The following is a 12,786-nucleotide window of genomic DNA, read 5'->3' on the forward strand; positions in this document are numbered from 1 at the left end:
TCAGACCTCCATTAGTCGGGCGCCCTGAAGCAGGCGCAGGGACACGGTGTCGGGGCGCGCGCCGCCGTCATTGATTGTGATGCGCAGGCCGCCGGGCTGAGCGCGGGCGACGAAGTCGGCGACCACCGCCTCCCAGACCTCGCCGTAGCCGCGGATCGGCGTCTCGATCTCGACGGTGCACTCGGTCGCGGGCAGGGCGCGCTCCAGCAGCACTTCGAGATTGCCGGAGGCGACGACGCCGGTGATGGCCTGTGCCTTCGCGCCGGCCAGGGCCCTCTGCGTCGTGTGTCGGAAGGTCAGCTTTTCCATCGCGGCCTCACCAGTTCCGGAACTTGGCCGGCGGCTCGTAGAGACCGCCGGACCAGTGGACGAGATCCTTGATCGAGCGCGCCGCGAGCAGGGAGCGGTCGGCGTCGAGGGGTTCGATGCCGAGATCCTCCGGGCGACGGACGATACCGCGCTGGCGCAGCCGCTCGACCATGGCCCGGTCACGTCCGCGGCCGATCTCGGTGTAGCCGGCGACCCCGCGGATCGCCTGCTCGCGCTCATCCGCGGTGCGGCAGAGCAGGAGGTTGGCGATGCCTTCCTCGGTGACGATGTGGGTGACGTCGTCGGCGTAGACCATCACCGGAGCCAGCTCCAAGCCGATCTTACGCGCCAGTTCCAGGGCATCGAGCCGCTCGACGAAGGCCGGGACCAGTCCCTCGCCGAAGGTCTCGACGATCTGCACCACGAGCTTGCGCCCGCGCATCAGCGCCGGATCGCCGGCCACCTGCGCCTCGCGCCCCGCCTTCATCCAGGTGTCGGAGGGGTGGCGCCGTCCGTGCGGGTCCGAGCCCATGTTCGGCGCGCCGCCGAAGCCCGCGACGCGGTTCTGCGTTACCGTCGAGGAATGGCCGGCAAGGTCGATCTGCAGGGTCGAGCCAATGAACAGGTCGCAGGCGTAGAGCCCGGCTGTCTGGCAGAAGGCGCGATTGGAGCGGAGCGAACCGTCCGCACCGGTGAAGAAGATGTCGGAGCGCTCGCGGATGTAGCGGTCCATGCCGACTTCCGAGCCGAAGCAGTGCACCTGCTTCACCCAGCCCGACTCGATCGCCGGGATCAGGGTCGGATGCGGGTTGAGCGCCCAGTGTGTGGCGATCTGACCTTTCAGCCCCAGGCGCTCGGCATAGGTCGGCAACAGGAGCTCGATCGCCGCCGTGCCGAAGCCGATGCCGTGGTTGAGCCGTCGGATGCCGTATTCGGCGTAAATCCCCTTGATCGCCATCATGGCCATCAGGATCTGGGTTTCGGTCATCGCCGCCGGATCGCGGGTGAACAGCGGCTCGACGTAGAACGGCCTGTCGGCCTCGACCACGAAGTCGATCCGGTCACCGGGGATGTCGACGCGCGGCACCCGCTCGACGATCTCGTTGACCTGCGCCACCACGACGCCGTTCTTGAAGGCGGTCGCCTCCACTACGGTCGGCGTGTCCTCGGTGTTCGGCCCGGTATAGAGGTTGCCGTCCCGGTCGGCCGAAACGCCAGCGATCAGCGCCACGTTCGGGGTGAGATCGACGAAGTAGCGGGCGAACAGTTCGAGATAGGTGTGCACCGCCCCGAGTTCGATTTGCCCGCCGTAGAGCATGCGGGCGATGCGCCCGCCCTGCGGCCCCGAATAGGAATAGTCGAGCCGCTTCGCGATACCCTGCTCGAAGATGTCGAGATGTTCGGGCAGCACGATGCCGGACTGGACCATATGAAGGTCGTGCACGCGGCTGGGGTCGCACTGGCTCAGGCCCCGCGCGAGGCAGTCCGCCTGCTTCTGGTTGTCGCCCTCCAGACAGACCCGGTCGCCGGGCTGAAGGATCGCCTCCAAGAGAGCGACCACGCCGGCAGCAGTCACGACCTTGCCCGCGGCATGGGCTCGGCCCGCCTCGATCCGCGCATCGCGGGCCGCCCGTTCTCGATGCCAACCGCTCATCCGGTCCGCTCCCTGTCATCGCCGCGCTGCGTATACGCTGACCGACGAAACGTCGGCGTCGGTACATTCAGCGGTGCCATAGCATCATTTTTGTATTCTCACTTGCGCCAGTGTCAATATCTTGCATACGATGGGGGAACAAAAACGAATCGTTGAATACGGGAAGGAGGCGCCGGATGATCGCTGCATGCAATGGGCCCACGGGAGCCCGGATGTGGACGTCGAAGCCGATCGAACGATCTGCGGTTCCACGCGGGGAGGGGGCACGGTGACGATCCTCGGCGTCGCGCTCCTCGCGCTCTGTACCCTGATCGGCGTGTTCCTGGGCGACCTGCTCGGAATCCTGCTCGGCGTTAAGGCCAATGTCGGCGGCGTCGGCATCGCCATGATGCTGCTGATCGCCGCTCGGATCTGGCTTTTGCGCCACGACCGGCTCGGCCACGCGACCAAGCTCGGGGTCGAGTTCTGGGCCAGCATGTACATCCCGATCGTGGTGGCCATGGCCGCCCAGCAGAACGTCGTCGCCGCGGTGAGCGGCGGCCCGATCGTGATCATCGCCGCCGTCGGCAGCGTGTTGCTGTGCTTCGCCGCCACCGCCCTGCTCGGCCGGATCGGCGGGCGCCCGCCCCGCGACGACGCCGAGGGCGCGCAGGCGGGCGCCGTGATCGGCGGCGAGGCGAACATGTCCATGCAGCCTTCCACGGCGGCCCGGAGGTAGACCCATGCTGCACATGCTGGAACACGTCTTCATCGAGCAGAGCTTAGTCGCCGCCTTCGCGGTCATCGGCGGCCTGATGCTCGTGTCGAACGTCCTCGGGAAGCGCCTGACGCGCGGCCGGGTCCACGGTTCGGCCATCGCCATCGTGCTCGGACTCGTGCTGGCCTATTTCGGCGGCCTCGCCACCGGCGGGAAACGCGGGCTGGCGGACATCCCGGCGCTCGCCGGCATCGGCCTGATGGGCGGGGCGATGCTGCGTGACTTCGCCATCGTCGCCACCGCCTTCGAGGTGGACGTCGTCGAGGCGCGCCGCGCGGGCCTCCTCGGCGTCGTGGCGCTGGCGCTCGGTACAGTGCTGCCCTTTCTCGTCGGCACCCTGACGGCGGTGGCCTTCGGTTATCACGACGCGGTGTCGATCACGACGATCGGCGCGGGCGCCATCACCTACATCGTCGGCCCGGTGACCGGCGCGGCGCTCGGCGCCGACTCGACCGTGATGGCGCTTTCGATCGCCACGGGCGTGACCAAGGCGGTGATGGTGATGGTGGGGACACCCCTGGTGGCGCGGCTGATCGGCCTCGACAACCCGCGCTCGGCGATGGCCTATGGCGGGCTGATGGGCACGGTCAGCGGCGTCGCGGGCGGGCTCGCGGCCACCGATCCGAAGCTCGTACCCTACGGCGCATTGACCGCGACCTTCCACACCGGCATCGGCTGCCTCGTCGGCCCGTCGCTGCTGTTCCTGATCGTGCGGGCTCTGGTGGGGTGATGCGGATGGAGGAGGGCGGCGCGATGGACGGCATGGCTGAGGGGCGCGGCCTCCTCTCCGACCAGATCCGCAACGCGCTGACGGATGAGATCGCCTCCGGTGTCCTCGCGGCGGGCATCGCGCTGGACGAACAGGATCTGGCCGACCGCTTCGGTGCCTCGCGCACCCCCGTCCGCGAGGCCCTGCGCCAACTCGCCTCCAGCGGTCTGGTCGAGATGCGCCCCCGGCGCGGCGTCGTCGTCACCCGCATGACGCCGGAGCGGATCATGGAGATGTTCGAGACGACCGCCGAGTTCGAGGCCCTGTGCGTCCGGCTCGCCACCTACCGGATGACGCCGCTCGAACTCAGCGCGCTGATGGACCTGCACGAGCAATCGGCCGAGCCGGTCGCGGCGCAGGACTACGACACCTACGATGCCCTCAACCGCGCTTTCCACGAGGCGCTGTACCGCGCGACCCATAACGGCTTCATGGCCGAGCAGGCGCTGGCGATCCGCTCGCGTCTGGCTGCCTTCCGCCGGACGCAGTTGCGCCAGGGCGAGCGCATCCTGCGTTCACGCGCCGAGCACGGGGAGATCCTTCAAGCCATTGCCGAAGGCGACGGCGACGCCGCAGCACGGCGGATGCGGGCGCACATGCTCAACGCGGCGAGCGCCCTCGGCCGCTATGTCGCCGACCATGCGAGCGAGTAAGCGCCGGGAGGTTTCCCAAGACCCCGGCCTGCGCGGTTTGCGCGCGGGCCGAAACAGTTGGTCCCGTCGCGCGTACCCCCATCGCTGCCGCATCGAAGCGGCAGGATGGGAGTCCTTCGGAATGGGTCACAAGCCGCTGAACGAACAGGTCATCGTGATCACCGGCGCGTCCAGCGGCATCGGTCTCGCGACGGCGCGCATGGCCGCGCGGCGCGGGGCCCGCGTCGTGCTCGCCGCCCGCAGCCAGGATGTCCTGGCAGACATCGCCGCGGAATTCGGGACACGCGCCACCTACGTGGTCGCCGATGTCGGCCGGCGGGAGGATGTCCAGGCCATTGCCGACCACGCCGTCGCCACGTTCGGCGGCTTCGACACCTGGGTCAACGTAGCTGGCCTCACCGTCTACGGACCGCTTCGCAAGATCACGCTCGAGGACCACGAGCGGTTGATCCAAACCAACCTCTGGGGGACGGTGCACGGCTCATTGATCGCCGCCGAGCATCTGCGCGGCCGCGGTGGAGCCATCATCAATGTCGGGAGTATCGCCTCCGACCTCGCCTTCCCGTTCCAGGGCCTCTACGCCACGTCGAAACACGCGGTGAAAGGTTTCACCGACACGCTCCGCATGGAGCTGGGCGCGGAGGGCGCGCCGATCTCGGTGACGCTGGTGAAGCCCGCCTCCATCGACACGCCGCTGCCGAACCGGGCCCGCAACTACATGGATCGCGAGCCGACGCTGCCGCCGCCGATCTATCCGCCCAACGAGGTGGCCAACGCGATCCTGCACGCCGCGGTCCATCCGCAGCGAGACATCATCGTGGGCGGCGGCGGCAAGCTCTTCGTCATGGGCAAGGAGTTCGCGCCGGGCGCCTTTGACGAACTCGCGCCGGCCATCATCGCTCTGCAGAAGCGGGCGGAACGGCCGAGGAACCCGAAGGGCGCGCTGCACGCGCCGCAGGGGGCCGGCCGCGAGCGGGGCGACCCACCGGTCTACGTCATGCGCACCAGCGTCTACACCCGGGCGAGCCTGCATCCGCTCGCGACGGCCGGGATCGCCGCCGGCTTGGCAGCGACAGCAGCCCTGGTTCTGGGCGGGCAGCGCGCCCGGCGCCGATCCTGAGGTCGGATGCCGGGGAGGCGTCCCGGTGTCAGGCCGCCTCCTGGCCGGCGTAGCGGCGGCAATGCTGCAGGTAGCCGACCTCGTGACGGCCGGCGAGTTCGACCACGCTGGACCAGAGCCAGGACGGCGCCCCCTCGTCCGCGCTCCCACCACGCGTGATCTCGGACCGCCAAGCCGCGCGCGTCTCGGTGCCCATCTGGCGGCCATGCGCCTTCCCGACGACATGGGCGAGGTAATGCGCCGCGCGGACCGCCTCCTCGCGGCCGAACTGATCGACGTCGAGCTTCAGGTCCTGCGGCGCGAGTTCGCGCATCACGGCCGACTTACCGAGCAGCCGGACCGGCAGCATGCGTTCGCCCAGATTCGGTGACAGTGCCCGCGCGCCGGCGACCACCCGTTCGGCCGGATCGGAAGGCATTTCCACGCCGGGAGCGGCTGGTGCGGCAGGCTCGACCGCCTCCTTCAGGTCCACGAGCGCGAGCCGGCGCTTGTTCTCAGGCTCGGTGATGCCGACGAGTGCGGCATAACGCAGGAAGCCGAGCGAGCTGCAGCCCTTCATCCAGTAGGCCGCGTCGACCAGGCGAATGTCGGCCTCCTCGCTGCGTCCGTTCAGGGTCAGCACGAGGTGGCGCACTGCGTCTTCCTGAAACAGCCTATCGAGGGCGTTACGCTCCTGCCTGTCGAGCTTCCAGAACTTGCGCCCGAGCGGAATCGCCGGCTCCACGCCCTTCAGGCGCTCGCGCGCGAGGTGCTTCCAGTGCCGGCCGAGGGCCCGGCGGCGGACCGAGCGCACCGCGTCCGGCTCGGACGGCCCCCGGTTCGTCTCGCTCTGTTCCAGCCCTGCGGCGTAGCCCAGAAGCATCTCCTCCAGCATCCGTGCCGTCACGACGCCGGGCAGGTCGGAGCCGCGCGCCGCGCTGGCGAGCGACAGCCCAAGGCGCACCAGGTCGTGCGTCGGGTTGCCGATGACGGTCTGGTCGAGATCGCGGATCTGGATGTCGACGTGACCGTCGGCATCGGCCAGGGGCCCGAGATTTCCCAGATGGCAATCGCCGCAGATCCAGACTGGCGGTCCCTCCGGCAGGGTGCCGCGGGTGAGGCCATCGAGCCACTCGTAGAACTTTAGGGTATTGCCTCGGACGTAGGCGTGGGCCGATTGGGCCATCTTGAGGGTGCGTTGCCGCTCAAGCACCGAAGCACGCTCCTCAGGACCATAGGCTCCGTTCACGGGCATCAAACACCTTCATTCAATCGTCGGGCGCCCAGCGCCCGCTTTCCGCATCAACGCCCATCCGGCGGTGAGCGGAGCGCGGCTCATCGTCTCCGCTGTGGATTGCGGAGACAATGAAAACGTAGAGCGGAGTGTGGACGGGGCCGGTCGGCTCTCTGGGAAAAGTCGTCTCGGTGGCTTCCGCTGGGGAGCCGCCAACGGACAAACGGGTTTGAACGACCGCAACGCGTGTCGTTGGAAGCGTAGCGCCCCGCTTACTAATGAAGTGATCGGAACGCGCCGCCCATGCGTTATACCCGGCGCCGACGCAGGTTTGCAGGGCGCTCCGTCAGCGCCCATGCGTGATGGGCGAAACAGTACAGGAGCGGCGTCCGAGCCGATGAACGAGGCGATGAGCACGACAGGCACTCGATCCGGTTCCGAGGCCAGGATCTCGACCGGCATATCGGGCTTGGACGAGGTTCTCTGTGGCGGCCTGACCCAGGATCGGCTCTACCTTCTGGAAGGTACGCCCGGCACCGGCAAGACGACGCTCGCGCTGCAATTCCTTCTCGAAGGCGTGGCCCGAAAGGGACGCAGCCTCTACGTGACGCTGTCGGAAACGGCAGACGAGCTGCAGGCCGCAGCCACGAGCCACGGCTGGTCGCTCGACGGCATCGAACTGTACGAACTCGTCAGCGAGATGGGCCTCGACCCCGACAGCGAGCAATCGATCCTACACCCGTCCGAGATCGAACTCGGCGAGACGGTCAGGGAGGTCATGGCACGGGTCGAGAGCCTCAAGCCCGAGCGCGTGGTCTTCGACAGCCTCTCGGAGTTGCGCCTGCTGGCACAGAACCCGTTGCGCTACCGGCGCCAGATCCTTGCGCTGAAGCAGTTCTTCGCCAAGCGGGCCTGCACCGTGCTGATGCTCGATGACCGGACTTCGGAGGCGGGCGACCTTCAGCTCCACAGTATCGCGCACGGGGTAATCTCCCTCGACCAGACCCCGCGCCAGTTCGGCTCCGAGCGGCGACGCCTGCGGATCGTCAAGATGCGCGGCATCAAGTTCCGGGGCGGCTACCACGACTTCGTGGTGGAGACCGGCGGCGTTCAAGTCTTTCCCCGGCTCATCGCTGCCGAGCACCGCGCGACCTTCGATATGACAGCGCAATCGACGGGATCGGACGAACTCGACCTGCTGCTTGGCGGCGGTCTCGTGCCCGGCACCAATACGCTCCTGCTCGGCCCCTCCGGCGTGGGCAAGACGACGACCGGATTGCGCTGCATGCTGGCTGCGCTGGAACGGGGTGAGACGGCAACGTACTACCTGTTCGATGAAGGGCTCGCGACGATGCTCGCCCGAGCCGTCAGGCTCGGCATGGACCTGGGGCCGCATCTCGAAACCGGCCGGCTGACCATCCTGCAGATCGACCCGGCGGAACTCTCTCCGGGAGAGTTCGCCTCGATCGTCCGACAGGCCGTCGAGGAGCGCGGCTCCACCTTCGTCGCCGTCGATAGCTTGAACGCCTACTTGCACGCGATGCCGGGTGAAGAGCACCTCATCCTGCAAATGCACGAACTTCTGAGTTACCTGAACCAGAAGGGTGTCACCACGCTCCTCGTGCTCGGGCAGCACGGTGTGATCGGCGAGGTTCGGACCGATATCGACCTGAGTTACTTAAGCGACTGCATCCTGTTGTTCCGGTTCTTCGAGGCGAACGGCGAGATCCGCACGGCGCTGTCGGTAGTCAAGAGTCGCGTCAATCCGCACGAGCGGGCGATTCGTGAGTTGAGGTTCTCGACCGACGGGCTTCGGGTCGGCGAGGCGCTAAGCGATTTTGAGGGCGTGCTCACCGGTCTGCCGGCCTATCGCGGGCGGGTCGAGATGCTGAAGGAGCCAGGTGAGTCCGGGGACGGCGCATGATGTCGTCGACCGAGGAACGCGCCCTGATTCTGGCACCACGTGGGCGCGATGCTGCGGTGATCGAGGGGGTGCTGGACCGCTCAAACATTCACGCTGCGGTCTGCGCGAACGTCGCGGCTTGGTTGACGGGGCTGCGTGAGGGGGCCGGAACCGCGCTCGTGACCGAGGAGGCCTTGGCCGACGGCGACACGGCGAACGTGTTCGCTTGGCTCGATGCGCAGCAACCCTGGTCGGATTTCCCCTTCGTCGTACTGGCGACGCGCCAAGCCGGCCGTCGGACCCAGAGCGCGGCAGAATTGCTGCGGCGGCTCGGCAACGTTGTTCTGCTGGAACGTCCGATCAATGCCGAGACGTTGACCAGCGCCGTCGTCTCGTCCCTGCGCGCGCGGCGCCGCCAGTACCAAGCCCGGCAGCATTTGCTGGAGCGGGAGCGTGCGCAGGAGCAATTGCGGCTGGCGAACGAGGAGTTGGAGCGGCGTGTCGCCGAACGGACGAGGGAGGTCGAGACCGCCCACGAGACCCTCGCCTTCGCGCTCGACGCGGCCGGCATGAGTTCGTGGGACATCGACTACATCGCCGGAACCCATCGCCGCTCGCCCCGATTCGATGCCGTTTTCGGCTACGCGGGCACAGGACGCTCCTGGGACCGTGAGACATTCCTGGCCCATGTCGTCGAGGAAGACCGCGAAACGGCCGAGGAGGCGTTCGCCGGTGTCACCAAGACAGGCAGGCTCGATCTCGAATGCCGCATCCGGCGCGCGGACGGAGCAGTGCGCTGGATTGCGATGCGGGGGCGGGTGAAATCCGGCGAAGCCGACAGGCCGGAACGGATCGCCGGCATCCTGATGGATCGCACGGATCAGCACGTCACGGAGGAGGCGCTGCGCCAAGCTCAGAAGATGGAGGCGATCGGCCAGCTTACGGGCGGTGTAGCGCACGATTTCAACAACCTGCTCACCGTCATCGTCGGCGGCCTCGACATGATGCTGCGCCGTCCCGATCAACCCGACCGCGTCAAGCGGTTGGCCGAGGCGGCGATGGGGGCAGCGCGGCGCGGCGAGCAACTCACCCAGCAGCTCCTCGCCTTCTCGCGCCGCCAGATGCTGCGGCCGCAGACGCTCAACCCAAACCGGCTCCTGTTGGACTTCCGGCCGCTTGCCGAGCGCGCGGCAACCGGCGCCGTCGAGTTAGCCTTCGATCTCGACCCGGCCCTCGACCCGATCCGCATCGATCCGGCACAGTTCGAGTCGGCCGTGCTGAACCTGATCGTGAACGCGCGCGACGCCCTGGAGGGCAGGGCAGGCCACGCGCGCATCGCAGTCACGAGCCGCAACGTCCGGCTCGGCACGGCGGCAGTCGCGGACCGGGGCGTACCACCCGGCCCCTACATCGTCATCTCGGTGACGGATACCGGCAGCGGCATCCCTCCCGACAAGCTTCAACGCGTCTTCGAGCCCTTCTTCACCACCAAGGAGGTCGGCAAGGGCACCGGCCTCGGGCTCAGCCAGGTCTACGGCTTCACCCGCAGCGCGAAGGGGTTTGCGCAGATAGAATCGGAGGTCGGCAGAGGCACGACGGTCAGCCTGTACTTCCCGCGCTCGACGGACCCGGCCGGCGAGGAGATCGGACCTGGACTGGTCGGTACCATCCCGCTGCGCCGGGCCGGGGAGGGCGAGACGGTGCTGCTGGTCGAGGACGATGAACAGGTGCTCGGTATGGCCGTCGAGAGCCTGGAGGAGCTTCGTTACCGGGTCATCGTGACCCGTAATGCGGCGGAGGCGCTGGAACATCTGCACGGCGTCGAGCGCATCGACATCCTATTCTCGGACGTCGTCATGCCCGGTGGGATGAACGGCTCGCAACTCGCGGTCGAGGCGCGGCGGGTGCGCCCGGACATCAAGATCCTGCTGACCTCAGGCTACGTGGCGAATCTCGACGAAGGGCAGGTGATCGGCCAGGGCGAGCTCCCGGTGCTCAACAAGCCCTACCGGCGCGACGAACTCGCCCGGTCGCTTCGCCTCGTGCTCGGCGGTGAACGAGCCTGATCTCTTTCGGAAAGCGAATTTGCGTTTAGGCGAAATCCCATCGCGCCGGCACGGTGGTTCGCCGCAAGCGCCGCGCGGGTAGAGCGATCGGGCACTCGCTCCAAGCGCGCAGAGCCCATGTCACTGGCTCAGATCAATGACCTTCCGCTTCGAGGCGGGCCGGTTCGACGCCTTCTTGTCGCCATCATCCAACCACCCGGACACGTCATCATCATCCGCCTTCGGCGGCGTCTTGCTGTTGAGTTGATTGCGCTCCGCCTGAGCCGGCGTTTCAATCGGCGGGATCGGGGCCGATTGCGGATACTGCGCTGCCGGTCCGCGGAGCTGAAACCCGTCGATGCAGCGTCTGAGTGCGATTGGATCGGTGATGAACGTACACTCGTTCACATTGGTAATCGACTGAGCCACCGCCGCACCGGGATGACCCGCGCAAAGGAGGGCGAGAGCAAGAAACATCCGTTGCATCGATGGCCTCTCGATCCAGGTACCGATTCGACCGAGCCGGGCTGCCTCAGCGCCCTGTCGAAGGCGCGACTTGGCGGATCTCGACATCGCTCGGCTCGCTCGGCCGCAGCCGTTTGACCTGTGTCTGCGGCGATGCCGTCGCGGTCGAGGCGGCTGGAGCACGCCCCGCCCCGGCCGAACCGGCGGGAAGTGCGGCCGCCGCCGTGTTGGCGCCCTTTCCGTCGATGCGTCCGAGCCGAACCTTAACTCCGCGGACGGACTTCGCCGCGGTATCGTAATCGCACTCGTAGGTGATGCGGACCCACTGGCCCTGCGGATTGAGGAACCGTACCGAATCGCCGCGGAACTTGACGACGGTATCCGTCCCGGCCGGCGGCTCGGCCTCATGGAAGATGGTTCCGGTCGGCCGGTTCATCCACTCGAAATCCGTCGGGGCTTGGCGCTCAATGCCCGGCACGCAGGCCTGCACGGCTGCGGGAATGGCCTGCCGCGCACAGGCGGCATCACATCCCGCTCTGGCGGCCTCGGACGGACCCGGCTTCGCGTCCTGCGCGGTCGCGGCAGAGAGGCAAAGCCCGGCCAGGCCGACACCCACCAGAGTGCGGAGAACCGACGTCAGGGGGAAGGCCCGGCGCGCCACCAGTCCAGCCACGATCCGAGTCATCCGTCGAATTCTCCAATATCCACCCAGGCGCGGCAGCACCCGTACGGCACCTTTGTCAAGATGCGGGCGGAAGACATAGCGGGGTTTTGCGGCGTCAACCACTATCCAACAGACGCGCCGCGGCTGTTTTCCGGCACGGAGCCGATCATTTCCAAAGTCCGTTGCCGAAATGTGAAGGGTGCGGCACCGATCGATGCATCGCGCAAGACTCGCCGATGGATATCATCGGCGATCGCGTCTCGAATGCGATCCACCGAATCGACCAACGGCGGACGCTTCGAATAGCAACAGACAATGATGCAATAATTTCGCGCGTTGTCGGAGCGAACACCTGAAGTCACGGCCTCAACGTGCCGCGTCCGCCATCGGCGAGAATTGGCAGACGCGCGCGAGCAGTGCCACAAGCTCGGGCTGTCGCGAGGTTCCGGTCTTGGCGAAGATCGAGGCCAGTTGCGTGCGGAGCGTCGCGATACTCACATTGCGGCTCTGCGCAATGGTCGCCAGCGGAACGCCTCGACTGAGTTCCGCAGCCAAACGCCCCTCGGCGGCAGTGAGACCGAAAATCTTTTCCAGCGCCGGGGCACACACCTGGGTCCGAACCGTGAGGTCGATCAGGATGAGCAGGCGATGGGCCTCTCCCATCGCCGTGATATCCATCGCCTGAAACACCAGACGCTGATCGCTACGCGGGCGCTCCAGTTCGACCGTGCCGAACGGCTCGGTCAGCGCATTATGGATCATCCGGTTCGTGAACGGCTCGTTCGCCGCAGCCATGTCGTGATCGCTATCGAGAACAATTTTTCGCGCCGAAACATTGAAATCAAACGTTTTTTCGCGACAATTGATCAACACAGCAGCCGACCCAACCTTATCGAGAACATCGAGCAGAGCATATTTATCTGGCATCGTAATTTTTCTTTGTTCTTTTGATTCAACGTACAAGTTTTAAATCGACTATTCTCGTCGCGCGGCCGGCTCCTGTATCTACGGCAGCGCCAGGCGCGGCGATAACGATATATAACAGGTGATGCTTTCGCGTCACTAACGGTCTCCAGGCATTTATTGCTGTTTCTCACAGCGGCAAACTACGCATGAATCGACCTCACCTGTGCGAAGATTATGCGAAAAAAGGATCTAGAGACCTGTTCGCCGAGTTATTTCAGAACGGCAGGATCGATTACGATAGATTGAGCGTGACCAGTTTTGAACCAAG

Annotated in this window: 12 protein-coding genes; 6 read left to right on the forward strand and 6 right to left on the reverse strand. The window is 66.6% G+C overall.

Annotated features, from left to right (window positions below; translation table 11 throughout):
* Positions 1-309 carry a malonate decarboxylase acyl carrier protein gene (mdcC, locus tag J2W78_RS03645; RefSeq protein WP_253368113.1) on the reverse strand — a complete coding sequence of 103 codons (309 nt, stop codon included), beginning with the start codon at positions 307-309 and terminating at the stop codon, positions 1-3.
* A 7-nt stretch (positions 310-316) separates the two neighbouring features.
* The gene (gene mdcA, locus J2W78_RS03650; RefSeq protein WP_253368115.1) at positions 317-1,963 is read right to left on the reverse strand and encodes a malonate decarboxylase subunit alpha; all 1,647 of its coding nucleotides are present in this window, start codon (positions 1,961-1,963) and stop codon (positions 317-319) included.
* A 268-nt stretch (positions 1,964-2,231) separates the two neighbouring features.
* Here mdcA and madL point away from each other — a divergent pair, with 268 nt between their 5' ends.
* From madL to J2W78_RS03670, 4 genes are all read left to right on the forward strand, one after another.
* Complete coding sequence (gene madL, locus J2W78_RS03655) at positions 2,232-2,681, forward strand: malonate transporter subunit MadL (protein WP_253368117.1); 450 nt, start codon at positions 2,232-2,234, stop codon at positions 2,679-2,681.
* A gap of 4 nt (positions 2,682-2,685) precedes the next feature.
* On the forward strand, positions 2,686-3,450 hold the full coding sequence (madM, locus tag J2W78_RS03660; RefSeq protein ID WP_253368119.1) for a malonate transporter subunit MadM: 765 nt from the start codon (positions 2,686-2,688) through the stop codon (positions 3,448-3,450).
* Positions 3,451-3,455: 5 nt separating this feature from the next.
* The gene (locus J2W78_RS03665) at positions 3,456-4,142 is read left to right on the forward strand and encodes a GntR family transcriptional regulator (protein WP_253373954.1); all 687 of its coding nucleotides are present in this window, start codon (positions 3,456-3,458) and stop codon (positions 4,140-4,142) included.
* Between the two features lie 121 nt (positions 4,143-4,263).
* Positions 4,264-5,262 (forward strand): SDR family oxidoreductase, encoded by a 999-nt coding sequence (locus tag J2W78_RS03670; RefSeq protein ID WP_253373955.1) that lies wholly within the window; start codon positions 4,264-4,266, stop codon positions 5,260-5,262.
* 28 nt (positions 5,263-5,290) lie between these two features.
* Here the strand turns inward: J2W78_RS03670 and J2W78_RS03675 are convergent, their stop codons facing one another.
* On the reverse strand, positions 5,291-6,496 hold the full coding sequence (locus tag J2W78_RS03675) for a DUF2252 family protein (RefSeq protein ID WP_253368121.1): 1,206 nt from the start codon (positions 6,494-6,496) through the stop codon (positions 5,291-5,293).
* Between the two features lie 376 nt (positions 6,497-6,872).
* On the opposite strand from J2W78_RS03675, the gene J2W78_RS03680 reads away from it, so the two are divergent.
* Together J2W78_RS03680 and J2W78_RS03685 are read left to right on the forward strand one after the other, a co-directional pair.
* Positions 6,873-8,399 (forward strand): ATPase domain-containing protein, encoded by a 1,527-nt coding sequence (locus J2W78_RS03680; protein ID WP_253368123.1) that lies wholly within the window; start codon positions 6,873-6,875, stop codon positions 8,397-8,399.
* Positions 8,399-10,444, forward strand: coding sequence for a PAS domain-containing hybrid sensor histidine kinase/response regulator (locus tag J2W78_RS03685; protein WP_253373956.1), 2,046 nt, complete (start codon positions 8,399-8,401; stop codon positions 10,442-10,444). Before J2W78_RS03680 ends, J2W78_RS03685 begins: the two co-directional genes overlap by 1 nt.
* 120 nt (positions 10,445-10,564) lie before the next feature.
* Here the strand turns inward: J2W78_RS03685 and J2W78_RS03690 are convergent, their stop codons facing one another.
* From J2W78_RS03690 to J2W78_RS03700, 3 genes are all read right to left on the reverse strand, one after another.
* On the reverse strand, positions 10,565-10,900 hold the full coding sequence (locus J2W78_RS03690; RefSeq protein ID WP_253368125.1) for a hypothetical protein: 336 nt from the start codon (positions 10,898-10,900) through the stop codon (positions 10,565-10,567).
* Positions 10,901-10,955: 55 nt separating this feature from the next.
* Positions 10,956-11,549, reverse strand: coding sequence for a hypothetical protein (locus J2W78_RS03695; protein ID WP_253368127.1), 594 nt, complete (start codon positions 11,547-11,549; stop codon positions 10,956-10,958).
* Positions 11,550-11,918: 369 nt separating this feature from the next.
* Complete coding sequence (locus J2W78_RS03700; RefSeq protein WP_253368129.1) at positions 11,919-12,479, reverse strand: helix-turn-helix transcriptional regulator; 561 nt, start codon at positions 12,477-12,479, stop codon at positions 11,919-11,921.
* Positions 12,480-12,786: the final 307 nt, after the last annotated feature.

The sequence above is a fragment of the Methylorubrum extorquens genome, from assembly GCF_024169925.1.
GTDB classification, from domain to species: Bacteria; Pseudomonadota; Alphaproteobacteria; order Rhizobiales; family Beijerinckiaceae; genus Methylobacterium; species Methylobacterium extorquens_A.